This is a genomic window from Burkholderia sp. MSMB1589WGS (genome assembly GCF_001636105.1).
Classification (GTDB): Bacteria; Pseudomonadota; Gammaproteobacteria; order Burkholderiales; family Burkholderiaceae; genus Burkholderia; species Burkholderia humptydooensis.
In genome coordinates, this window is record NZ_LNJT01000008.1 from 208144 (window position 1) to 232401 (window position 24258).

The window sequence follows — 24258 nt, forward strand, 5'->3', positions numbered from 1 at the left end:
GCGCGACCGGAGCGTCGTCGAGATCCTCGGCATAGACATTGCGCGGCGCGCGCCGTAACGCAGCCAGGACACTTTGCCCCGCCGAGCAAACGATTCCGGCCTTGCGGCACGTCAGAAATCCACCTTCACCCCCGCTATCACCGCGAGTTGCCGGTTCGAATCGCTGTTCGCCAATACGGGAATCTGCGCGTAATTCGCGGGATTGCCGTTCGAGTCGCTGCCGAGTCCGCGCCCCGACGCGATCTGTCCGATCGCGACCGCATACAGCGCGGTCCGTTTCGACACACTGTAGTTCGCGCCGACGTTCAGTTGATGAAAGCGCGTTGTCCCCCGGCTATCGGCCTTCGCGTTGTTGAAGATGTAAGCAACGCCGCCACGCAGCATCGGCGTGAACGCGTATGTCGCGTTCAGTTCGGCAATGTCGAACCCGATCGACGCTCGCTGCGGATGCGCGGCGGTCGCGAAATACGCGCTGTCGTCGAGGCGGGTGTGCGTATAGGTCAGCGCAACGGTCGCGTCGCCGAGCGCAACCGATCCGCCGACGCCAAACGCCTTCATCGACACCGCATCCTGCAACAGGCAGTACATCGCGCCCGCGTTGCTGCACGCGAAATCGCCGATGTATCCGTTCGCGCCGCCGAGCGCCGCGTCGAGCGGCTGCCGCAGGTTCAGATAGCCGATGCCGAGCGAAATCGGCGCACGGCTGTAGGCGGCGGCGACCGAATAGCCGCGACGCGCGGAGAAATCCCCCGCCTGCCCCCCGAAGCTGAACGTGCCGCCGAACGTCAGCCCCTGGAAATCGGCGCTCGTGAACTTGACCGCGTTGTTGAAGTTGAATGCCGCATTCAGATTGTCGACGTCGCCGAGATGCGAGCCATACGGCGTCGCCCAGCCGTTGCTCGACACGTACGCGCCGAGCGTATCGGTGTACGAATCGTATTGGCGCCCGACGCCGAGCGTGCCGTATGCGTCGTGGCGCAGGCCGATCCACGCCTGGCGGCTGAACGCCGCGCCGCCCTGCAACGCCTGGCCGCTCGCCGACAGGAATTGCTGCTCGAGCGCGAACACCGCCTTCAATCCTCCGCCGAGCGCCTCCGCGCCCTGCAATCCCCACCGCGAAGGCACCAGGTTTCCGCCGCCCATCTGCCACGCATGGCCGCCGCTCACGCCGCCGTCCGCATGCGTGACCTGCTGGTTCGTCGAATAGATGACGCCTGTATCCACCGTGCCGTACAACGTGACGCTGCTTTGCGCGCAAGCAGGCGCGACGGCTGCGCCGGCGACGCCGGCCGCGATCCAGATTCCGATTTTCATGCTCCACCCACTCCCGTCATTGATTTGGATTGCAATCGATCGGCCGAACCACCTCGATCGGCAGCAGTGGAGGAACTCTATCCAGCGAAAATTTTGGCCCTGTATCCCAAATCGGCAAATGCGTCAGCGCCGCGCGCAACGCGCGGGCTTCACGGCAGGACATGCGCGATGCCGGCACTCAGGACAGACGGCGCGTCTGCGACGGCAGCTCGCCGAACAGGCCGCGATACTCGCGCGCGAAATAGCCGAGATGCGTAAAGCCCCAGCGCGCCGCGGCCTCGCCGACGCCCAGCGCATCGGCGGACGTCGTGCGCAGCAGACGGCGCACGGCGTTCAGACGGATCGTGCGCAAGTACGTGACGGGCGTCACGTCGGCGACGCGCTGGAAGCTCGTCTGCAGCGTGCGCCGGCTGCAGCGCAGCGCACGGCACAGCTCGAGCACCGTAACGGGCTCTTCGGGGCGCGCCCACAGATAGCGCTCGCAACGTCCGACGATGTCGCTGTACGTCGCGTGCGTGATGTCGCGCCGTTCGTCGCCGACCGCGCCCGCGAGCGCATCGAGGAACACGCCGAGCATCGCGTCGCGAAACATCTTGCGGGTTGCGTCGTATTCGAGCCACGCCGGGTTGCGCTGCGCATCGTCGATATGCGACGACAGGCGCGCGCCGAGCGCCGCGCCCTGCTCATCCGTCAGCCGGATCACATGCCGCGGCGCGCGATTGTCGCGCGTGCCGAATTCGGCTTCGCACAGCTCGTCGATCATGTCCGGCGCGGCGCTGATGCCGACGAGCCGCATCCCTTCGGGCGTGTGGAACTCGAAGTCCTCGCCGGGGCGCAGCGCGAGCAGCGCGTAGCCGTCGACATGCCGCCGCTGGAACGTCCCGGACAGCGGCGCGAGCACCGGCACCGCAAGCGACGTGCGCCCCTCCGGGGACACGCCCGTCTGCGCGACGCGGCGGTTCGTCGTTTCGCGGAAGAAATGGAAATCGTCGTACAAGACCTGCGTGACCGTGCCCTTGAAGCGGCCGGGCGTCATCTGCCGGTAGACCTGCCGCCAGCCGGCGATGGCGAGCCCGTGATCGTGGACGTCTTCGAGCGAACGCGACTGGAACAACATGGATGCCTCCAGAGAATTCCGATGCGGCGCGACGGCCGGCGCCCGCGGCAACGCGGCGCGGCCGCCGGCCGCTCGTGCGGCGTCAATCGCCCGGCGGCAGGCGCGCAAGCGCGGCCTCGAAGCCGGCGAACGCCGCGCGCAGCGCGTCGCGCTGCGTATCGGCAAGACGCACGTAACGCCGGAACGACGGCATCCTGCCGGCCACTTCGCTGCCGCCGAACGGCGCGATGCGCAGCGTCCAGCATGGGCCGCGCGCGACGATCGCACAGTATGTCAGATCGAGCGCCGCCAGCGGCGCGCCGAGCGCGGGCGCGGCGAGCAGCGCCGGGACGAGCGCGCCGAATCGCGCGTCGGCATTGCGCTCGACCGCCGCGACGGCCGGCCCGCGACGCACCCAGCCGCTCGCGGCGATCGATGCCAAGCCGTGCGCGTCGGGCCCCACGAGCGTCCGTTCCAGTTGCACGCTGACCGTATGCAGCAGAAATTGCCGGTCGACGCGCTCGGTCGCACGCAACTCGACGCCGTCGTCGAGCGCCATTCGCGCGGCCCCGCCGTCGTCCGCCGCAGCGAGCGCCGCGCCCAGATCCGCGGCGACGCGCGCGAGCGTCGCGCCGCGCCGATAGCCGGGCGCGGCCTCCGGCGCGAACCGGCGCCGCCATCCGGCCATCGATGCCACCATCGATGCAACGCGGCCGATGGCCGTCGATCGCCCGCTCATCGCACGTGCTCGTTGCGCAGCACCTCTTCGACGGGCACCGGCCGGAACGGATGCTTGCGCTGCACGACCACCGTCCAGAACAGCGCATAGAGCGCAGTGAGCCCGAGCATCGTGCCGAACGGCACGTAGATGTCGCGGCTGTTCATCCCCGGCGGCGCGATGTACCAGATCGCGAGCACGATGCCGACGCTCGACACGATCTGCGGCAGCGGAAACCAGGGCGACCGGTACGGCCGCGGCAGGTCCGGGCGGCGAATCCTGAGCATCACGACGGACAGCGTGACGAGCAGGTACGCGGTGCCCCACGCGCAGGTCGCGGCGAGCACGAGGTGCATGATGCTGTCGAGATCGCCGTGGATGATCCACGCGTGCGCGATCGGCACGACGGCCGCCGCAACGATGCCGACGACAGGCGTGCGAAAGCGCGGATGCAAATACGCGAAGCATTTAGGCAGCGCGCCGTCGACGGCCATGCCATACAGGATCCGCGGCAGTCCGGCCATCAGCGTGTTGATCGTCGCCGCGCCGGCGAACAGGAACGCGACGCCGAACCACACGCGCCCGAACGGGCCGAGCACCTGCAGCGCGAACGCGGGAATCGCGCCGGGCGTATCGAGCAGATGCGTGAGGCCGTCGGCCGTCACCGCGACGTTCGGCACCTGGCGCTTGATCGCCGCGCCGTAGAGAAACATGCAGACCGCAACGCCCGCGAGCCCGAGCGCCATCGCGCGCGGAATCGTCTTGCCAGGCGCCTTCATTTCCGGCGCGAGCGGCGTGACGAACTCGCAGCCGACGAACATGAACATCGCCATCCCGACGAGCGACAGCACGGCGGGCGCCGACGCGCCGGCCTCCGAGCGTCCGAACCAGCCGTCGAGCTGCACGGCGGGCGCGGCCGCGAGCCCGAGCACGCCGAACGTCATCAGCGACAGCCACATGCCGATCGTCAGCACGATCTCGAGCTTGCTGAACACCTTGATGCCGATGATGTTGGTGAACGCGAAGGTCGCGACGAGGCCGACGCCGACGAGCCACGCGCTGTTGTGCCGCTCGAACGCCGCGTTCAGCGATTCGAAGTTGACGAGCGCCATGATGCCGCTCAGGATCGTCTCCGCCGTGCCGGCGAACACGTGGACGAGGAAGTACGCGGAGATCGTGCCCGTGATCGCCCAGAAGCGGCCGAGCCCGCACGACAGGTAGTCGTAGACCGAGCCGGCCGTCGGCAGCATCGCCGCCGCCTCGGAAAACGTCGTTGCCTGCGCCTGCATCATCACGAACGCGATGACCATGGCGACCGCGAACGCCCAGCCGCCCATCCCGAAGCCGGACGTCGCGGTCAGGATCACCGGGCTCGCCATGATGAGGCCGACCGCGCTCGCGAGCGCGGTCGGAAAGCCCACCGCGCCCGCCGCCAGCGCGGGCCGGCCGTTCGCGTCGCCGGGCGGCGTTCCCGCCTGCGCATTCGAATACTCCGACCAATCCGACATCCTCGTCTCCTTTGCGATGCGTCAATGTCGAGAAAATACGGAGGCCAAAATTCCCGCATGTAGCGCAAATCGGCAAAACGGCCGGGGCCGCGCGCATGCCGCCCCGGCCGTCAGCCGTTCCGCAAAAGTTCGTCAGGCATTCGTCAGCGGATCTTCAGCCGCGCGTCATCGGCCGCCCGGAAACGGCGTCGCGTCAAAGCCGGCCTCGAGGCCCGCAACGATCCGGTCGATCTGCTCGCGACGGATCACGAGCGGCGGCGACAGGATGATCTTCGTGCCGACCGGCCGCACCAGCACGCCGTTTTCGCGCGCGACTTCGGCGACCGCGTTCGCGTAGCCCGACATCGGATCGATCGGCGTGCGCGTCGCCTTGTCGGCGACGAGGTCGAGCGCGACCATCAGCCCCTTGCCGCGCACTTCGCCAACCGCGTCGAAGCGCTCGACGAACGGCCGCAGCGCGTCGATCAGATGCGCGCCCTGCTTCGCCGCGTTCGCGGGCAGGTCTTCACGCAGCACGATGTCGAGGCTCGCGAGCGCCGCCGCGCACGCGACCGGGTGCCCCGAGTACGTGTAGCCGTGCATGATCGCGCCGCTGAAGTCCGCGTTCGACACGAACGCGTCCTCGATCCGCGCGTTCACCGCGGTCGCGCCAAGCGGCACGTAGCCAGACGAGATGCCTTTCGCGAGGCACATGATGTCGGGCTTCACGCCCCAGCCGCGGCTGCCGAACAGGCTCCCGCTGCGCCCGAAGCCCGTCACGACTTCGTCGGCGATCAACAGCACGCCGTAGCGGTCGCAGACTTCGCGCACGAGCGGCCAGTAGTTCGCGGGCGGCACGATCACGCCGCCCGCGCCCTGGATCGGCTCGGCGATGAATGCGGCGACCGTGTCCGGGCTCTGGAACAGGATCTCGCGCTCGAGCAGCTCCGCGCAGATGCGGCCAAGCGCTTCGGGATCCTGCGTGAACGGATTGCGGTAGAGCCACGGCGTCTCGACATGGAAGCAGCCTGGCAGGTTCGGTTCGTAGTTGCGCCTGAACACCGTGTTGCCGTTCACCGACGCGCCGCCGAAATGCGTGCCGTGGTAGCCCTGCTTCAGCGAGATGAACTTCGTGCGGTCGGCCTGCCCGCGCACTTTCCAGTACTGGCGCGCGATCTTGAGCGCGGTCTCGACCGAATCCGAGCCGCCCGAGCTGTACAGCACGCGGCGCATGCCTTCGGGCTCCATCATGTCGATCAGCTTCTTCGACAGCTCCTCGGCGCGCGGATGCGTGACGCCGTCGAACAACTGGAAGTATTCGAGCTCGTCGAGCTGGCGCACGATCGCTTCCTTGACCTCGGCGCGGTTGTGGCCGACGTTGACGTTCCACAAGCCCGCGACGCCGTCGACGAGCTGACGCCCGCGCTCGTCGTACACGTGGCAGCCGTCGCCGCGCACGATGCGGATCGGCGCGCGGCGCTTCATGTCGTTCGGGTGCAGCATCGGGTGCCAGAAACGGGAATCGTTGTAGCTCATTGCATTGCTCCGGGGAAAAATCGAACGGTCCGCGCGTTCAGTGCGCGATGCAGACGGATTTGGTTTCGGTGAAGCCTTCGATCGCGTATTGGCCGAACTCGCGGCCGATGCCCGATTGCTTGTAGCCGCCGAACGGCATCGACGGATCGAGCGGAATGTGGCAATTGACCCAAACGGTGCCCGCCTCGATCCGCGGCACGAGATCCAACACCGCCTTCAGGTCGTTGCTCCACAGGCTCGCGGCGAGCCCATACGGCGACGCGTTCGCGAGCCGCACCGCGTCGGCCGGATCGTCGAACGGCAGCACGACGACGACCGGCCCGAACACTTCGTCGCGCACGATCGCGCTGTCGTGCGCCGCATCGGCGATCACGGCCGGGCGCACGAAGTAGCCGGGCAGATCGTCGGCGCGCGTGCCGCCCGCGAGGAACGTGAGGCCGTCGCGGCGCGCTTCTTCGATGTGCTGCACGACCTTGTCGCGATGGTGCGCGGATACGAGCGGGTTGATCTGCGCGGCCGGGTCGAGCCCCGGGCCGAGCCGCATGGCCGAGGCGACGCCGGCGAGCCCGTCCGCGAGCCGGTGGAACTTGCTGCGGTGCACGTAGATGCGCGACGCGGCCGCGCACACTTGCCCCTGATTGAAGAACGCCCCCGCCGCGACGCCGCCGAGCGCCGCGTCGACGTCGACGTCCTCGAGCATCACGATCGGATTCTTGCCGCCGAGCTCGAGCGAGAAGCGCGTCATGTTCTGCACGGCGGCCGCGCCGACGAGCTTGCCCGTGGCGGTCGAGCCGGTGAACGAGATCTTGCGCACCGACGGATGGATCGCGAGCGCGGCGCCGCACTCGCGCCCGCCCGTCACGACGTTGAACACCCCCGCCGGCACGCCCGCTTCGAGCGCGAGCTCGGCGAGCCTGAACGCGGTGAGCGGCGTCTCGGGCGACGGCTTGAGCACGACCGTGCAGCCCGCCGCGAGCGCCGGCACGAGCTTCCAGACGGCGATCATCAGCGGAAAATTCCACGGCACGATCGCGGCGACGACGCCGACCGGCTCCTTGCGCGTGTAAGCGGTGTAGCGCGCGCCGGGCGGAAACGGAATCGACACGTCGAGCGTCTGCCCGGTGATCTTCGTCGCCCAGCCCGCCATGTAGCGGACGTATTCGATCGTCGCGCCGACCTCGACGCCGCGCGACACGAGAATCGACTTGCCCTGATTCAGCGTTTCGAGCTGCGCGAGCGCTTCGGCATGCGCTTCGAGCAGGTCGGCGAGCTTCAGCAGGATGCGCTCGCGATCGGCCGGCCGCAGCCCGCTCCATGCGCGCGAGTCGAATGCGCGCTTCGCGCTCGCGACGGCGGCCTCGACGTCGTGCGCATCGGCGTCGGGCACGCGCGAAAGACGCTCGCCGGTGGCGGGATCGAATACGTCGAGCCGGCGCGGCGAATGCGCGGCGCGCATCGCGCCGTCGATGAAGATGCCGAATTCGCGTTCGGTGAACGTGCGCACCGTGTCGGCCACGGCGACGAGGTCGGTCTGTGTCATGTGCGTCTCGTGTTGGGATGTGATCGTTCATGTGATCGCTCGGCCCGCGTCGGACGATGGCGGCGCGGATCGGTCGCACCACTGTAGCGACGCGGTTTCGCGGCGAGTTAGCGCAAATTGGCAGCTTGGCGGGCGGGACCGGCGCGCGGCGGCGTCGCCCGCCCGTCACAGGAACAGCGCGCCGACGAGTTCGGTCCGGTTCGACACGCCGAGCTTGCGAAACATCCGCAGCAGATGTGTCTTGACGGTCGGCTGGCCAAGCGCGAGATCGCGCGCGATCGCCTTGTTCGACCGCCCGTCGCGCACGAGCCGCGCGATCTGCTCCTCGCGATGCGTGAGCCGCGCGTCGCACGCGATCCGGCGAATTCCGCGCACCGCGCGCAGCGGCGGCAGCAGCGCGACCTCGACGACCGGCTGGACCGCATGCAGCGCCGCGATCTCGGCCGCCGAGTAGCGGCCGTCGCCCGCCAGACGCAGCAGCGAGAACGCGGCGACCGCCGCGCCGCCGTCGCGCAGCAACACCTCGACGACATCGGCGACGCCGTGCCGCCGCAGGAAGCCCGTCCAGTACGGCGACGCGTCGCGCCGCGCGTCCGGCAACTGCGACGCGAGCGTGACGACCGCGCCCGGCTGCGACGCGCAGCGCGACGGGTGCAGCGGATCGAGCGGCCGGTAACGGCTCACATACGCGCGATGCATCGCGGCCGTCATCCCGAACAGCTCGAAATCGACCGGCTCGCCGCTTGCGTCGATCCGGTAGAACACCGTGGCCGTCGGCCGCGCGAGCGCCTGCAGCGACGTCACGCAGGTTCGCAGCGCGTGCGCATACGACGCGGGATCGGCGTCGGCATCGGGTCTGGCTGGGTCGTGCGTCATGGCGGTGGGCATCTCGATCGCGATCGGGCGGCCCCGGCAGCGTAGCCGCGCCGCCGACGCCGCGATGAGCCCGAATCGGCAAATCGTGCAGACGCCCATTCAGCCGAACGGCCGATACCGCGACGAACGCGCGGCCCGTACACTCGTTCTGCATCCCCATGCCGGACGCCGATGGACGGCTTCGGCGCGGCAGCCGGCGCGCCGGCTTCCATGCCGGTCCCGCTATCCGGTCGCCGCCGCGGTCTCCGGCAGCGTCGCGCCGCCGTCGACGACGATCGTCTGCCCGGTGATATAGCCCGCCGCGTCGGACGCGAGGAACAGCATCGCGGCCGCGATGTCCTCCGGCTCGCCGAGGCGGCCGAGCGGCACGCCGCGCGCGATCCGCTCGCCGTGCGCCGCATCGCCGAGATTGCCGGCGGCCGGCGTGCGGATCATCCCCGGCTCGACGCCGTTGACGGTCACGTTCCGCTGCGCGAGTTCGAGCGCCGCCGCGCGAATGAAGCCGTTCACGCCGGCCTTCGACGCCGCGTAGTGCGCAAGCCCCGGGTACGCGACGCGCGGCCCCGTCACCGACGACGTCGCGAGCACACGCCCCTGCCCCGCGCGCTCGAACGCCGGCAACGCCGCCTGCGTGAGCCAGAACAACGCGGACAGATTGACGGCGAGCGTGCGCTCGAGCACGTCGGGCGCGATCGCGTCGAACGGCGTCAGCGGGAAGTACGCCGCGTTGTGAACGACGATGTCGAGCCGCCCGGTATCCGCCTCGACCTGCGCCACGAGCGCGAACAGTTCGTCGCGCCGCGCGGCGTCGACCCGGTGCGCACGCACCGTTTGCCCGCCGGCGGTGCCGCGTGCGGCCAGTCGCGCGGCGAACGCGGCGGCCGCGTCGCCCTGCAAGTCTGCGATCGCGACGCTCGCGCCGGCGGCGGCGAACGCATCGGCGATCGCCGCGCCGATGCCTTGCGCGCCGCCCGTCACGAGCGCCGTGCGGCCGCGAAAATCGGCGACGAGCCGGCCGCTCGGCGGCGCCGCGCGCGTCGAACCGGCGCCGTTCATCGCGCGAGCGGATGCACGGTTTCGTTCAGCACCTGGGCATGAGCGCCGATCGGGAAATTCGACAGCGCGCCGAAATCGCCTTCGCGGTAGCCGAAGATCTTGCCGTCCGTCCTGCACCGGTCGAGATCGATCAGCACGACGCCGAGCGTCGGCACGATCTTCTCGCGCCAGACGAACAGGTACAGCGCGTCGGCGAGCTTGAAGCAATGGCAGCGGTCGACGTCCGCGAGCCCGCGCTCGACGCCGGCGAGGCAATGCCACGCGTAGAACTCGTCGTTCAGGTAGATGTGCTCGTAGCACTCGGTCGCGCTGTAGCGGTACATCGTCCGCTTGCCGACCAGCTCGCGCGTCGGCGCGTGCAGCGGGCCGGGCGCGGCCGCGCCCACGATCGCGCCGTGACGGAACGTCGCGTCGACGCCCGTCAACGGCAAGCCGCGGGCGACGCGCGAAAACGAATCGACGCGCACGTCGTCTTCGGCCGGCAGCACGCCTTCGACCGACGTCCAGACGCCCCGCGGCAAATCGAGCACGAGGCTGACCGATGTCGCGCGCCGGGTCGGATCGACGTAGTCGACGAAATAGATGCCGTCGCGCAGTTGCGTCGCGCGGTACGCGGCCTCGCCGCTCGCGCCCCCCGCATCGCGCGCACGCCCCGCATCGCGCGCCGCTTGCCGCTCGCGCCAGCGCAGCGTCGATCGATCGGCGAACGTGTATTCGCGCGTCGCGCCGTCTGTCGCAGCGAGCGCGAGCGTGCGTCCCGCGAGATCGTCGACGGGCGCGAGTATGTGGCTGCCGGGCGCGAAACCTTCGGCCAGCGCGCCGACTTGAATGAAAACCGGATCTGCTCCCATGCTTTCCTCCGATTGGGCGACGGCGCGAACGAGCGCAATCGCGAAACAGGCGTCATGGTGCCCGCGCGCCGGACCGCGCGGTATCGACCGAAAGGTTGAATGGCGTCGGCGAGATCGGACGCGAACGTCCACGCCGCACGGGCGGCGTGGATGCGACGCGGAAAACGCTCCCGCTTACGGCGCGCTCGCGTCGTCGAGCTGCCGGATGTCGTCCGCGTCGAGCTGCAACCGGATCGCCGCACCGAGCGCGCTCAACTGCTCGATCGACGTCGCGCTCGCGATCGGCGCGGTGATGCTCGGCCGCGCGATCTGCCAGGCGAGCGCGACCGATGTCTGCGTCGAAGCGTGCTTCGCCGCGACCGCATCGAGCGCCGCGAGAATCCGCAAGCCGCGCGGGTTCAGATATTGCTCGACGCGCCCGCCGCGCGCACTCTTCTTCAGGTCCGCCTCGGACCGGTACTTGCCCGACAGGAAGCCGCTCGCGAGCGCGTAATAGGTGACGACGCCGAGCTTCAGCTCGGTCGCCACCGGCTCGAGATCGCGCTCGTATTCCTCGCGGTCGTACAGGTTGTATTCGGGCTGGATCACCTGATACGCGGGCAGGCCGGTGCGCCGGCTCAGTTCGGCCGCCTCGCGCAGCCGCGCGCCGCTGTAGTTCGACGCGCCGATGATCCGCACCTTGCCCTGCTCGATCAGCGTCTGATACGCGCCGAGCGTTTCCTCGAGCGGCGCGGTGTCGGCGAGATCGCGGTGCGAGAAATAGAGATCGATGTAGTCGGTCTGCAGGCGCCGCAGCGAATCGTCGGCGGCCTTCAGGATGTTCTCGCGCGACAGGCCGGCCCGCGCTTCGAGCAGCCCGACCTTCGTCGCGATCACGACCTGGTCGCGCTTGCCCGAGCGCTTGAGCCACTTGCCGATGATCGTCTCCGATTCGCCCCCCTGGTTGCCGGGCGCCCATGCCGAATAGACGTCGGCCGTGTCGATGAAATTGATGCCGGTATCGGCGAGCGCGTCGAGCAACGAGAACGACGTGTTCTCGTCGGCGGTCCAGCCGAACACGTTGCCGCCGAACACGAGCGGCGAAACTTGAATCGCCGAGGTGCCGAGTGAGCGTAGTGCCATCTTTTCTCTCCGTTCGATGATGAGCGTCCGGCCGGCGCGCGTGGCGCGTGGCGCGTGGCGCGTGGATTCAATCGTCGATGCTAACGCGCGGCCGGCGCGGCTCAAACCGATTAAACCTGATTTCGAAAGACCCTGCGCCGACCAGGGGCCGGCAAGCTGACGGCGGCCGCCGTCACGCGGCGTCGCCCGCCCACGGCGGCGCCGGCGTGAAGCGCCCGACGAGCGCGTCCACCGTCACGCGCACCTTAGGCGCGAGCGCGCGCGAATGCGGCCACAGCACGTTGATCGGCATGTCGTCGACCGCGCGCTCCGCCAGCACGGTTTCGAGCCGCCCGGCGCGCAATGCGTCGGCCGCGAGCCACGTCGACAGATACGCGATGCCCAGGCCCGCGACAGCCGCGTCGAGCAGCGCGTCGCCGTGGCCGATCGTGTGCGCGGCCCGCACCGCCGCCGCCAGCGGGCTGCCGTTGTCGTCGGCGAGCAGCCACGGCGCGACGCGGCCGTCGCGCGCGAACACGATGCAATCGTGCTCGCGCAGTTGCTCGGGCGTTCGCGGCCGGCCGCGCCGCGCGAAATACGCGGGCGACGCGCCCGGCACCGAACGCTGCCGGCCCAGGCCGCGGCACGCGAGGCTCGCGCTGTCGCCCGGGTCGCCGATCCGCACCGCGAGATCGATCCCTTCGTCGACGAGATCGACCGGCCGATCGGTGAACGACAGATCGAGCCGCAGCAACGGATGCCGTTCGGCGACGTCGAGCAGCACGGGCAGCACCCAACGCCGCCCGAACGACACGGGCAGGCTCACGCGCAGCGGGCCGCTCGCCTGCTGGCGGCGGTGCGCGAGCGCGGATTCCGCATGCGCGAGTTCGTCGAGGATCTTCGCGCAGCTCGCGTAATAGAGACTGCCTTCCGTCGTCAGGCCGAGCGAGCGCGTCGTCCGGTCGAACAGGCGCACGCCGAGCTGCGCCTCGAGCTTCGCGACGCTCTTGCCCACCGCCGATTTCGACACACCCATCCGCGCAGCCGCGGCGGTGAAGCTGCCCGCACTCACCGCATGAACGAAGGCCAGCATGCCTTGCAAATGATTCAGCCGCGTGATGTTCATCCGGTATTCGATTGGAGACTTTGGAGATCCAGTGTTGCGAAAACATAGCGCAACTGGAGCGCAGATGTCCTCAATAGAATGCGTCATCGCGACTCGCCTCGCGGCGAGCCCATTCAATCGATCCAGCGAGGAGAACATGACGGACACCATGCGCGTATGGCAATTGCCCGAATTCGGCATCGACAGGCTCGCACAGGCCGAGCGCCCGATTCCGTCGCCAGGCGCGGGGCAACTGCTCGTGCGCGTCGCCGCCGTATCGCTGAACTACCGCGACAAGCTCGTCGCGAACGGCGAGTTGCTGCCGCAGCGGCCGCCGATGCCGTTCGTGCCCGCATCCGACATGTGCGGCGAGGTGGTGACGACAGGCGCGCGCGTCGCGCGCTTTCGCGCGGGCGACCGCGTGATCGGCAACTTCTGGACGCAATGGCTCGACGGCGCGCCGCCCGCCGAGATGCGCGAGCACGGCCTGTCGCTCGGCGGGCCGCTGCCCGGCGTGCTCGCCGACTACGTCTTGCTGCACGAGTCCGCGGCGGTGCGCGCGCCCGACACGCTGTCCGACCTCGACGCGTCGACGCTGCCGATCGCCGCGCTGACCGCGTGGGTCGCGCTCGTCGAGGACGGCGCGTTGCAGCCGGATCAGACGGTGCTGGTTCAGGGCACGGGCGGCGTCGCGCTGTTCGGCTTGCAGATCGCCACCGCGCTCGGCGCGCGCGTGATCGTCACGTCGCGCGATGCGGCGAAGCTCGCGCGCGCCGAAGCGCTCGGCGCGTGGGCGACGATCGACACGGCCCGCACGCCGGCGTGGGCCGAACGCGCGCTCGAGCTGACGCGCGGCCGCGGCGTCGACCACGTGATTGAGCTGATCGGCGGCGATAACGTCCGGCAGTCGGTCCGCGCGCTCGCGGACGGCGGCCGGATCACGCAGGTCGGGCTGCTCGCGTCGCCGGAGATTCGGCTCGACGCGGTGCCGCTGATGTTGCGGCGCGCGACGCTGCACGGAATTTCAGTCGGCAGCCGGCGCGCGCTCGAAGCGCTCGTTGCGGCCATCGACGCGCATCGGCTGAGGCCGGTCATCGATACGGTCTACGCGTTCGGCGACGCGCGGCGCGCGTTCGCGCATCTCGAGCGCGGGCCGTTCGGCAAGATCGTCGTCCGCGTGCGCGACTGAGCGGATGTCGCCCGCGTCGGCGCGCCGGCCCTCGGGCGGGGCGGCGAACAGCCGATCAGGCAATCGGGACTACCCGACACCCGACGCCCGCGTCAAGCCTCCCGCAGCACGCGCTCGACCGCCGCGACGGCCGCCTGCGCGCCGCCGTACAGGGTCGCACCGTGCAGCACGTAGCCGCGCTCGCCTACCGTCAGCAGCAATTGCGGCACGCCTGACGAGCCGAGCCGCTGCATCGCCTGCTGCGTGCGGGCGATGCGTTCGGCCGTCGCGCTCGCGAGCGCGGCGTCGGTGTCGATCCGGCGCGCGAGCGCGTCGGCGTCGATCGTCGCCCCGCCCGCCCGCGCCGCAACGTCCGTCGCGACGCGCGCGAGCACGTCCGGGCGCGCGGTGTCGAGGCCGTCGACGTAGCGCGCGAGCTGGATCGCCTCGAGCAGCGGCCGCTCGAACCGCGCGTCGATGCCCCCCAGCGCGGTCAATGCGCGGTTCGCGGGCCCGGAATCGAAACGCACGCCGCCGCGCTGCAGCACCTGCTCGCGATACGCGTGCGTGAAGCGCTGGCCCGTCATCTGCGCGATGCGCTGATCGTTGCGCCACGCGTACTCGCCCCATTCGGGCGTCAGCTCGCGCGCGCCTTCGCCGGTGAAGAGCCCCGACGGCATCAGCTCGAGCACGCCGGGGTGCGCGGCGTCGAGCCCGGCGAGCGCGGGCGCGCTCGCATAGCACCAGCCGCACAGCGGATCGAAGAAATACTGAAGCTGGAATTGGTTCATCGCGGTCGCTCGTTTGCCAAGACAAGGAAAGTGGAGCGAGTCTATTCGATATCCATTCGATCAAATAGAATATACGAGTCGACAATTTGTTGCATGGATTGAGCGAATATGGACCGAATCACCGCGATGCGGGTGTTCGTCGAAACGGCCGAGCGCGGCAGCGTATCGGCCGCCGCGCAGCATCTGGACATGTCGCGCGCGATGGCGTCGCGCTACGTCGCGTTCATCGAACAATGGACGGGCGCGCGGCTGCTGCACCGGACGACGCGGCGCCTGACGCTGACCGCGGCGGGCGCGCAGATGCTGCCGCTCTGCCGCGACATGCTCGGGCTCGCCGATCACGTCGCGACCGTCGTCGCGGAGCCGGGCGACGCGCCGCGCGGCGCGCTGAGGATCACCGCGAGCGCGATCTTCGCGCAGACGCACGTGACCGACGCGGTGCTCGACTACCTGGCCCGCTACCCGGCCGTGTCGGTCGATCTGCTCGTCACCGACCGCACCGCCGATCTCGTCGACGAACGGATCGATCTGGCCATCCGGATCACGAACGAGGTCGACCCGAGCCTGATCGCGCGGCGGCTCGGCACGTGCCGCTCGGTGCTGTGCGCGTCGCCCGGCTACCTGGCCGAGCACGGCGCGCCGAAGCGGCCGCACGATCTCGCGCGGCACAACTGCCTGACGTATGCCTATTTCGGGCAGAGCCTGTGGCACCTGACGCGCGACGGCGAGCCGGCGACGGTGCCCGTGCAGGGCAATCTGAGCGCGAACGACGCGCTCGTGCTGTTGCGCGCGGCGATCAAGGGCGGCGGCGTCGCGCTGCTGCCGACGTTCGCGGCGGCCGAGCCGGTCCGCGCGGGCGCGCTCGTGCGCGTGCTGCCCGACTGCGCGGCGCCCGATCTCGGCATCTACGCGGTCTACGCGTCGCGCAAGCAGATGCCGCTCGCGATGCGCACGATGATCGATTTCCTCGCCGAGCGTTTCGGCGACACGCCCGCGTGGGACGCGTAGACGCGCGGCACCGCGTCCCGGCGATACGGCGTCGGAGCATCGACAAAACGCGCGACGACACCAAAACGAAAAACGGCGGCCACGCGCACTACCGCCGCGCGTGGCCGCCGCCGAGACGAGACGCCAAGGCTCGCACCGCGCGAACCCCGGTCTTCCCGCAGGAGCGCAGTACACCGGGCCTTGCCCGCCGCGCCCCCGTTCGCGTCACTTGTTGTTCGCGAGCGCGCCCGAGCTGTTCGCGCCGCCGAACAGTTGCGTCAGATAGTTGGTGTTCTGCTGCATCCGCGCCATCAGCGCGTCGAGCGCGGTGAACTGCGCCTTGTACTGCGCGGTCAACTGCGTGGCGTAGGTCTCGAGCCGCGCCTGCCGCTGCGCGATGCTCTTCATGTCGCGGTCGATCGCATTCGAGCGGATGTCGAACGAACCGTCCTTGCGCAAATGCACGTCGAGCGCCTTCGTGACCTGCGCGCCGATGCCGTTCGTCTTGTTGAAGAGCGCCTCCACCGCCTGCGAATCGTTCTGCAGCGCTTCGTTCAGCTTGGCCTTGTCGACGATCAGCGAGCCTTCCGGCTGCTTGTCGCCGGGGCGCGCGAACGTGATGCCGAGCGCCGCGAGCGACGCGCGCTTGTTGTCGCCGTGCGGCACGCCGCCGCCGACGATGTGCGCAAGCGAATTGCGAATGCCGTTGAGCATCGAATCGCCGATCATCGGGCCGCCCTGCTGCCCCGGCTTCGCCGTCTTGTCGAACGACGTGAGCTGCCCCATCGTGCCGATCATCGAGTTGTACAGGTCGACGAAGTTCGTCACCGTGCGCGCCTGGCCGTCGATGTCGCGGGCGATCGACAGCGTCTGCGGTGCGCCGATCGCCTCCTCGGTCACGTTGATCGTCACGCCCGCGATCACGCCCTTGACCGCGTTGTCCGCGCTGCGCGCGGTGATCACGCCGCCCACCGTGACGATCGCATCCTGCGCGAAGTCGCTTTGCTTCCATGCGTCGCCCGCCGACGTGATCGCCGACTTGCCGCCCTTGCCGTCGGCCGTCGACTGGACCGCGAGCCCCGACAGGCCCGCGTCGTCCTTCACGTTCGCCACGCTCACGTTGATCACGTTCGCGCTGCCCGACGCGCTCGAGCGCAGCACGAGGTGCGCGCCGTCGGTGCCCGTCACGACCGTCGCGGTCACGCCGGGGTTGTTCTTCGCCGAGTTGATCGCGGCCGCGATGCCGGCGGGGGTGTTGTTCGCCGCGTCGATGTCGATCGACGTCGAGCGGTCGCCGACCTTGAGCGTCAGCGTGCCTGAGCCGAGCTGCTGCTTCGGATCGAAGCCGGCCGACACGAGCGTCTGCGAGCGCGCGATCTGCTTGACCTCGACCTGATAGCTGCCGGCGACCGTGCCCTTGTCCATCGTCGCGGCGAGCCCCTTGCCGCTCGCCTTCGACGTGAATTGCTGCGCGAGCATGCCGTCGGACAGCGGCTCGACACCCGTCTTCAGGTTGCTGAGCGCGAGCTTGAGCGCACCGAGCGCCGAGATCTGCGTGCTGTTCCAGGCCGCCTGGTTCTTGATCTCCGCGGCCTGGCCCGCCGTCTTCGCGTTGACGAGCACTGACACGAGCCCGCTCACGTCCATTGCCGTCTTGCCCGTGGCGCCGTTGATCAGCGACTGCGCGGCATCCTGTATTTGCGACCAGACATCGCTTTGCGTATTGGCCGCCAGCAGCGCATTGGTCCCCGTTTGGGTGATCGCCATCGAATTACCCCCGTTTGTGTGGTTGGTTTATTTCATGGTCATTCGTAATATGAAAGCATATCGCAATTATTGGAATCAGTTTGTGAAGATTGTTGTAAGCGTTGATTCAGGCGGTCACCGCGCCGCATCGCTTGCCCCCGGGTTCGCGCGCGCGCCGGCGGGCGACGATGCGGCGGCGTCCCGATCGGGCGTGGGCGGGGATGAGGGACGAGCGCCCGGCGCGTCGCCGGCCGCCCGGGATTCCGGCGAAGACCTCGTTCGAAGCCCCGGCGACGACTCCGTCGGCCCGGTCGACTCGCGCGTCTGCGTCTGTGCCTCCGTCTGCGCCTGCGCCTGTGCTTCGCCCACGCCGCCCCGCCCCGGCTCCGCCATCCGGTAGCGAAAATCGCAATGCGTGCCGCCCTGCATCAGCGTGCGCGTGCGCGTCAGCTCGATGCGCGGGTCGTAGCCCTCGATGAACACGCTGTCGCGCGCGCAGCTCAGCAGATGCCCGATCTCGGCGAGGCCCATCTCGCGATACATCTGCGCATACGCGCAGCGGCGCACGTCGTAGTCGTAATGCGTGTCGTCCGCGTGGCGCACGTCGACGTCGAGCGCATCGTCCTTCTCCCACAGCGCATGCAGCGCGGCGAACGACGCGATACTCGTGCCGCCCAGCTCCTTCGCGGCGAACGCGCGACCCGCGTCGAGCGCCGCGCCGCGCACCGCCTCCGCGATCACCGCCTGCGCGCGCTCGACGCCGAACTCGCGCTTCATGATCTCGTAGATCGGCTTGATGATCTCCGCCTCGATGCGCCGCCGCGCGAGGATGCCGAGCGGCTCGTCGTCCGCCGCGCCGCCCGCGGCCGGATGGATGGGAATGATCGTCATCGGTGTGTCTCCTGGATTGCCGTCATTTCGATGCGTTCGCGACTTTCGTCGAGCCCGCCGAGCCCGTCGAACCGGACGAGCCCGATTGCGCGCCGCCCGCAGCGTTGCCGTTCGCGCCGACGCCGCCCAGCACATCGACCGCCACCCACTTGCCGCCGCCCGCGCGATAGATCGTGAACGCCGGGTCGCGCAGATTGCCTTCGGCGTCGAACGCGATCGCGCCGCCGTTCGCGTCCACGCTCTTCACGAACCGATCCGCGAGCCCCGCGCCGAACGCGGTGCGCTCGTCGATCACGGCGATCCGTTTCACGCCCAGCGTCTTCACGACGTCCGCGCCCGCATACGCGCCGCTCGCGTCGTCATGGCCGACGATCCGGAGCGCGGTCGGATAGCCTTGCCGCGTGTACTGGTGCCCCGACGACGCCGATCACCCGCCGCTCGACGAGCTGCTGCGCGACCGTCACCGCAGCGCGCGGGTCGGACTGGTCGTCGGCGGCGACGAGCCGGTACACGACCGGCTTGCCGCCGAGCGTCGGATGGCGGCTGTTCGCGTCGTCGAGCGCGAGCTGTGCGCCGTTCTGCAGATCCTTGCCGATACGCGCCGGCGGGCCGGTCAGCGGCGCGGCGAGGCCGATCAGCTCCGTCTGCGGCGCGAGCCGGCCGACCTCGCCGGATTCAGCGGATTCGGCTGCGTGGGCAGGCGCTTGCGCTTGCGCGGCGGACGCGGAAAAGACGGCGGCACCCCAAAGCGCGACGCCGGGCGGCAACATGGCGGGAAATTTCATCTGGGAGCGGAACCTGGAGATCGAAGAGAAATATGAAGAGCGCGCACCACACATGAAAAATATTAAATATCTGGAATCAATGGCCGCAAATATTCAATTGTTCGATATTTATGCCGATACCGCGCCAGCGCATTAAGACATTGTATTCAAGCCAGTTTTTTTCATTTTCGCAACGAAAGACGTTTCGATAAAATTCGATACATGAAAAATATCGAACGATTGACCAATGATCCGCCATTGCGCGCCGTGCGCGCGTTCGAGGCGTTCGCGCGGGTCGGCTCGGTCACGGCTGCGGCGGCCGAGCTCGACATCACGCCGTCCGCGGTCAGCCACCAGTTGCAGTTGCTGGAGACTTTCGTGCAGACGCCGCTCACGCTGCGCGACGGCCGCACGCTCAGGCTCACCGACGAAGGGCGCGACTACTACCGGTCGATCAGCGCCGCGTTCTCGGTGCTGCGCAGCGCGACCGGCTCCGTTCGCGACCGCTCGTCGCTGCGGCAGATCACGATCAGCCTGATTCCGCTGTTCGGAACCGGCTGGTTCGTCCCGCGCCTGCACGCGTTCCTCGCGGAGAACCAGGACGTCGACGTGACGGTGCTGTACGCGCACCACCGCAACTACCTGAGTGACGCGTCGGACCTGTCGATCCGCGTCGGCGTCGGCGACTGGCGCGGCTATCGGTGCGAGCGGCTGGTGTCGGGCGCGGTCGTGCCCGTATGCAGCCCCGCGTTCGCGCGCCGCCAAGGGCCGTTCAGGCGGCCCGCCGACCTCGCCGCCGCGCCGCTCGTGCACGACGAGGATCGCAATACGTGGGTCAACTGGTTCCAGCGCGCGGGCGTGAAACACGTCACGCGCACGGTCGGCCCCCTGTTCGAGGATGGTCAGTTGACGCTCGCCGCAGCGCGCGCGGGGCTCGGCGCGGCGCTTTTGCGCGTGCCGCTGATCGAGCGGGAACTGGCGAACGGCGAACTCGTCACGCTGTTCGACCACACGCTCGACGACGGCCGCGACTACTATCTGTGCACGCGCGCGAATGCGGACCTGCCGGACGGCGCGCAGCGGCTCGCCGACTGGTTGAGGCAATCGCTGGGAAAGCGCGAAGCGGGTTGAGACGCCGGGCAGCTCGAACGATGCCGCGCATGCCGCACATGCCGCACGATGGGCGATCCGCGCGGCCGTCGCGTCAGCTCAGCCGCCACCAGCGCGGCAGCAGCAGCCGCACTTCGCTGCGCCGGAAGCGGTCGTCGATCAGATGCAGCACGCCCTCGTCGTGCTCGGTGCGAATCACCCGCCCCGCCGCCTGCACGACCTTGCGCAAGCCCGGAAACAGGTAGACGTAGTCGTAGCCGCGGCCGAAGCGCGCATCCATCGCGCGCCGCATCTCCTCGTTGACGTCGTTGACCTGCGGCAGCCCGAGCGTCGCGACGAACGCGCCGATCAGCCTGTCGCCGGCAAGATCGACGCCCTCCGAGAACGCGCCGCCCAGCACCGCGAAGCCGATGCCCTGCCCGTGCGGCTCGAAGCGCGCGAGAAACGCGTCGCGCGCGGCCTCGTCCATGCCGGGCGCCTGCTCCCAGACGGGCAGCGCCGGATGGCGCTCGCGCAGCCGCGCGACGACCTGCTGCAGATACTCGAAGCTGCTCAGGAATCCGAGATAGTTGCCCGGCCGCGCCGCGTACTGCGCGGCGATCAGCTCGACGATCGGCTCGAGCGAGCGCTCGCGGTCGCGCCAGCGCGTCGACACGTGCGACGCGACCTTCACCGTCAGTTGCTCGGCGCGAAACGGCCCGTCGACGTCGAGCGTGCCGGTGTCGTCCGGCAACCCGAGCGTGTCGCGGTAGAAATCGAACGGGCTCAGCGTGCCCGAGAACATCACGGTCGCGCGCGCGGCTTCGTGGCGCGGCGCGAGGAAGTCGGCGGGAATCACGTTGCGCACGCAGAGGATCGACGCGTTGCCGCCGCGGCGCGGCGCCGGCGCGCGCACGCGCGTCGCATCGAAGATCGAATGCGTGCCGAACTGCTCGGCGAGCGCGACGAAATGAATCGCGTCGAAACAGAAGCGCAGCACCGCATCGTCGAGCGCGAGCGGCACTTGCGCCGCGAGCTCCGAGAAGCGCCCGATCAGGTTCTGCGCGGCCGACAGCACGCGCGGCGGCACGTCCGGATGCACGGCGTACGCGCCCGCCTGCTCGCGATTGAGCGCATTCCATTCGCGGTTCAGGCGCTCGAGCGCCTTCGCGAGCGGCGCGGGCGCGAGCTTGCGCACGCCGGCGAGCTCGCGCTGGTCGAGCGCCGCGCTGTACATCCCGCGTGCGCGGTCGAGCAGGTTGTGCGCCTCGTCGACGAGCACGCCGACGCGCCATTGGTTCTGCTGCGCGAGCGCATGCAGCAACGCGCTGCCGTCGTAGTAATAGTTGTAGTCGCCGACGACGACGTCGCACCAGCGCGCGAGCTCCTGCGCGAGATAGTACGGGCAGATATCGTGCGCGAGCGCGGCCGCGCGCACGGTCGCGCGATCGAGCCGGCCGTGTTCGAGCGCGGCGGCGCGCGCGGCCGCGAGCCGATCGTAGAAGCCGCGCGCGAGCGGGCACGATTCGCCGTGGCACGCGGCGTCCGGATGCTCGCACGCCTTGTCGCGCGCGACGAGTTCCAGCACGCGCAGCGGCAGCGCGCCGTCCGCGGCCGCGCGCAGCGTGTCGGCCGCGTCGAGCGCGAGCGCGCGGCCGGGCGTCTTCGCGGTCAGGAAGAAGAGCCGGTCCAGATGCGCTTCCCCGCACGCCTTCAGCAGCGGAAACAGCGCGCCGAGCGTCTTGCCGATGCCCGTCGGCGCCTGCGCGAGCAGCGCGCGGCCGTCGCGCGCGGCGCGATAGGCGGCGACCGCGAGCTCGCGCTGGCCGCTGCGAAAGCGCGCGTGCGGAAACGCGAGCGCGCGCAGCGCCGCATCGCGCGCGACGCGATGCGCGTCCTCGCGCGCCGCCCAGTCGACGAAACGCTCGCATTGCTCGGCGAAGCACGCGTTCAGCGTCGCGGCCGTGTGCGTTTCGGTCAGCACCGTCTCGCGCAGCGTCCCGACATCGAAATAGACGAGCGCGACGCTCAGCTCCGCGAGCCCGCGCGATTCGCACAGCAGATGCCCGTACACGCGCGCCTGCGCCCAATGCAGCGCGCGCTGGTTCGCGGGCATCCTCGCGAGATCGCCGCGATGCGTCTTGATTTCCTCGACGCGGTTCAGCGCCGGATCGTAGCCGTCCGCGCGGCCGCGCACCGTGAGGCCGCGATGCTCGCCCGACAGCGCGATCTCCTTCTCGTAGCCGGCGCCGCGCCGCGCCGCGACCGTCGCATGCCCGGCGATGCCTTCGAGCGCGCTCGGCGCGGGTGTGAAGCGCAGATCGAGATCGCCCTCGCGCGCGGTGAATTCGCACATCGCGCGCACCGCGACGACGTAGCTCACGCGAGCGCCTCCTCGTCCCGCGACGGCGCTTGCGCGTCGCCGCTCCAGCGCACGTCGATCACGCGCACCGGCATTCGGTGCCGCACGCAGTAGTCGAGCCAGCGAATCTGATTGTCCTGCAGCCGGTCGCCCGGGCCCTTCACTTCGATCAGCTCGTAGCGGCGCTCGGCGGGCCAGAAGCGCACGAGGTCGGGCAGCCCCGAGCGGTTGCCGCGCACGTCGTCGAGCAGCCGCTCGAACCACAGCCGCAGGTGCTCGGCGGGCAGGCACGCGAGCGCGTGCTCGAGCAGCGTGCCGTCGAGCACGCCCCAGAACACGAACGGCGACTGCACGCCCATCTTCTGCCTGTAGTGCCGACGGATCGTGTCGCGGTATCGCGCGCCGTCGAGCTGCGCGAGGCATGCGTCGAACTGCGCGGCGCGGCGCGCGCGGAAATCGGGCGCGTGCAGGTCGGCCGGCCCGCGCTGGAACGGATGGAAGAACGCGCCCGGCACCGCGGCGAACACGGGCTCCCAGCACAGCAGCCCGAACAGCGAGTTGATCAGCGCGTTCTCGACGTAGAAGACGGGCGCGTCCGCGCGGCTCAGGTGATCGCGCGCAACGTATTCGACCGGATACGGCACGCCGGGATGCGCGAGCTCGATGCCGTCGCGCGGAATCTCCTGCGCATGCGCGGCGCGCACGGCCGGCAAGCCGACGCGCCGCCGCAGCCGCGGCAGCATCCGCGCGATCTGCTGCGCCTCCGCTTCGTTTTCGGGCGTGCGCGCCGCTTCGTCGGCGAGCGCGAGCGCCGCGCCGAAGCGTTCGCAGCGTTCGAGCACGCGCACGCGCCGCTGCCGGCTGCCGGGCCACGCGCTCGAGGCATACGCGGCGAGCGCGCCGCCCCAGTCCGCGCGGCGCTCGCACGCCTGGCCGATCGCAAACGCCAGCTTCGCGCGGCGCATCGCGAGCCACGCGTTCCCGCAGTCGACCGCGGCCGCCGCGTCGACGAGCGGCGCAAGCGGCGCGTCAACGGGCCAGGCTTCGAGCTGCTCGCGGCATGCGTGCAGTTGCAGATACGCGTCGACGTCGCCGCGCCGCTGGAACGCGCGCGACGACGGCGCGAACGCGACCGTCTCGTACTGCAGCAGCCCAAGGTCGGCGAGCACGAACTCCGACCAGTCCTGATGCAGATTGCCGAAGAACATCAGCCGCAGCCGGTTGCAGAGCGCATCGACCGTCACGCGCAGCACGCGATCGTCGATCGACGGCAGCCATCGCGCCCACGGGCGCTCGCCGTCGTAGCGCGCGCGCAGCGCGTCGAGCCAGTCGGCCTTGCGGATCGCGCCGCTCGCGGGCGCATCGGGAAACGCGTCGCGCAGCTCGGGCTTCGTCGCGAGCGCGAACAGCGCGTCGAGCGAAAGCGCCGGCTCCGGATCGATCCAGCCGAGCGCGACGAGCGGCGCCGCGGCCGCGTGCGGACAGCCGATCTCGTCATAGACGAGCTTGCTCGCACGAAACATCGGCCCCTTGCGCATCAGCATCCGCACGAGCAGCGCGCGCGACGCGCGCGGCAGCGCGCCGAACGCGGCGACGAACGCGTGCTCGTCGGCGTCGAGCACGTCGTCGTAGCGCTCGACGAGCCACGCGAGCGCACGCTCGAAGTTCGACAGGTAATAGAACGCGGGAGGAGACGACGGATCGGGCGGCACGGGCTTCGGCGGTCAGAATCGGCCAATGGCGCCGCCCCGATTACGGGGACGGAAAACCTCGGCCGGAC

Annotated in this window: 18 protein-coding genes and 2 pseudogenes; 3 read left to right on the top strand and 17 right to left on the bottom strand. The window is 69.8% G+C overall.

All coding sequences use genetic code 11. From position 1 onward, the window contains the following. Nucleotides 1–111: 111 nt before the first annotated feature. The 11 genes from WT16_RS18975 to WT16_RS19025 all read right to left on the bottom strand — a co-directional run bounded on the left by WT16_RS18975 (nucleotide 112) and on the right by WT16_RS19025 (nucleotide 12701). Nucleotides 112–1314, bottom strand: a complete 1203-nt coding sequence (locus WT16_RS18975) for a porin (RefSeq protein WP_063533960.1) — start codon at nucleotides 1312–1314, stop codon at nucleotides 112–114. Nucleotides 1315–1492: 178 nt separating this feature from the next. Then, entirely contained in the window at nucleotides 1493–2431 is a 939-nt protein-coding gene (locus WT16_RS18980) for a helix-turn-helix domain-containing protein (protein ID WP_009914811.1), read from the bottom strand. A gap of 82 nt (nucleotides 2432–2513) precedes the next feature. Continuing rightward, a complete protein-coding gene (locus WT16_RS18985) occupies nucleotides 2514–3149 on the bottom strand; it encodes a DUF3156 family protein (protein ID WP_041862076.1) in 636 nt (211 codons plus the stop codon). Further along, the gene (locus WT16_RS18990; protein WP_006027452.1) at nucleotides 3146–4636 is read right to left on the bottom strand and encodes an APC family permease; all 1491 of its coding nucleotides are present in this window, start codon (nucleotides 4634–4636) and stop codon (nucleotides 3146–3148) included. The genes WT16_RS18985 and WT16_RS18990 overlap by 4 nt, the downstream gene beginning before the upstream one ends. Before the next feature lie 165 nt (nucleotides 4637–4801). After that, a complete protein-coding gene (locus WT16_RS18995; protein ID WP_063533961.1) occupies nucleotides 4802–6151 on the bottom strand; it encodes an aspartate aminotransferase family protein in 1350 nt (449 codons plus the stop codon). Nucleotides 6152–6188: 37 nt separating this feature from the next. Further along, complete coding sequence (locus WT16_RS19000) at nucleotides 6189–7691, bottom strand: aldehyde dehydrogenase family protein (RefSeq protein ID WP_063533962.1); 1503 nt, start codon at nucleotides 7689–7691, stop codon at nucleotides 6189–6191. Nucleotides 7692–7856: 165 nt separating this feature from the next. Then, a complete protein-coding gene (locus WT16_RS19005) occupies nucleotides 7857–8567 on the bottom strand; it encodes a LuxR C-terminal-related transcriptional regulator (protein WP_063534896.1) in 711 nt (236 codons plus the stop codon). A gap of 222 nt (nucleotides 8568–8789) precedes the next feature. Then, on the bottom strand, nucleotides 8790–9623 hold the full coding sequence (locus WT16_RS19010) for an SDR family oxidoreductase (RefSeq protein WP_006027456.1): 834 nt from the start codon (nucleotides 9621–9623) through the stop codon (nucleotides 8790–8792). Then, a complete protein-coding gene (locus WT16_RS19015; RefSeq protein ID WP_006027457.1) occupies nucleotides 9620–10474 on the bottom strand; it encodes a molybdenum cofactor biosynthesis F family protein in 855 nt (284 codons plus the stop codon). The genes WT16_RS19010 and WT16_RS19015 overlap by 4 nt, the downstream gene beginning before the upstream one ends. Nucleotides 10475–10648: 174 nt before the next feature. Beyond that, nucleotides 10649–11596, bottom strand: coding sequence for an aldo/keto reductase (locus WT16_RS19020; protein WP_059930065.1), 948 nt, complete (start codon nucleotides 11594–11596; stop codon nucleotides 10649–10651). Nucleotides 11597–11768: 172 nt separating this feature from the next. Continuing rightward, nucleotides 11769–12701, bottom strand: coding sequence for a LysR family transcriptional regulator (locus WT16_RS19025; protein WP_063533963.1), 933 nt, complete (start codon nucleotides 12699–12701; stop codon nucleotides 11769–11771). 136 nt (nucleotides 12702–12837) lie between these two features. On the opposite strand from WT16_RS19025, the gene WT16_RS19030 reads away from it, so the two are divergent. Beyond that, nucleotides 12838–13869 (top strand): NAD(P)-dependent alcohol dehydrogenase, encoded by a 1032-nt coding sequence (locus WT16_RS19030; protein WP_082874928.1) that lies wholly within the window; start codon nucleotides 12838–12840, stop codon nucleotides 13867–13869. A 92-nt stretch (nucleotides 13870–13961) separates the two neighbouring features. On the opposite strand, the gene WT16_RS19035 is transcribed toward WT16_RS19030, so the two are convergent. Further along, complete coding sequence (locus WT16_RS19035; RefSeq protein ID WP_063533964.1) at nucleotides 13962–14639, bottom strand: DsbA family protein; 678 nt, start codon at nucleotides 14637–14639, stop codon at nucleotides 13962–13964. A gap of 108 nt (nucleotides 14640–14747) precedes the next feature. Here WT16_RS19035 and WT16_RS19040 point away from each other — a divergent pair, with 108 nt between their 5' ends. Further along, on the top strand, nucleotides 14748–15647 hold the full coding sequence (locus WT16_RS19040; RefSeq protein ID WP_006027462.1) for a LysR family transcriptional regulator: 900 nt from the start codon (nucleotides 14748–14750) through the stop codon (nucleotides 15645–15647). Nucleotides 15648–15851: 204 nt separating this feature from the next. On the opposite strand, the gene fliD is transcribed toward WT16_RS19040, so the two are convergent. The 3 genes and pseudogenes from fliD to WT16_RS19055 form a co-directional block, all read right to left on the bottom strand. Next, nucleotides 15852–17393, bottom strand: coding sequence for a flagellar filament capping protein FliD (fliD, locus tag WT16_RS19045; RefSeq protein ID WP_063533965.1), 1542 nt, complete (start codon nucleotides 17391–17393; stop codon nucleotides 15852–15854). Between the two features lie 114 nt (nucleotides 17394–17507). Then, nucleotides 17508–18486 (bottom strand): annotated as a pseudogene (locus WT16_RS19050) (L-2-amino-thiazoline-4-carboxylic acid hydrolase); the annotation flags it as partial. After that, a pseudogene (locus WT16_RS19055) lies at nucleotides 18478–19048 on the bottom strand (ABC transporter substrate-binding protein); the annotation flags it as partial. The pseudogenes WT16_RS19050 and WT16_RS19055, both read right to left, overlap by 9 nt. 201 nt (nucleotides 19049–19249) lie before the next feature. Between WT16_RS19055 and WT16_RS19060 the strand changes: the two are divergent. Continuing rightward, nucleotides 19250–20158 (top strand): LysR substrate-binding domain-containing protein, encoded by a 909-nt coding sequence (locus tag WT16_RS19060; RefSeq protein WP_063533966.1) that lies wholly within the window; start codon nucleotides 19250–19252, stop codon nucleotides 20156–20158. 73 nt (nucleotides 20159–20231) lie between these two features. Here WT16_RS19060 and WT16_RS19065 read toward each other — a convergent pair whose 3' ends face one another. Further along, complete coding sequence (locus WT16_RS19065; protein WP_063533967.1) at nucleotides 20232–22499, bottom strand: ATP-dependent DNA helicase; 2268 nt, start codon at nucleotides 22497–22499, stop codon at nucleotides 20232–20234. After that, nucleotides 22496–24190 carry a VRR-NUC domain-containing protein gene (locus tag WT16_RS19070; protein WP_063533968.1) on the bottom strand — a complete coding sequence of 565 codons (1695 nt, stop codon included), beginning with the start codon at nucleotides 24188–24190 and terminating at the stop codon, nucleotides 22496–22498. Before WT16_RS19070 ends, WT16_RS19065 begins: the two co-directional genes overlap by 4 nt. Between the last annotated feature and the right edge of the window lie 68 nt (nucleotides 24191–24258).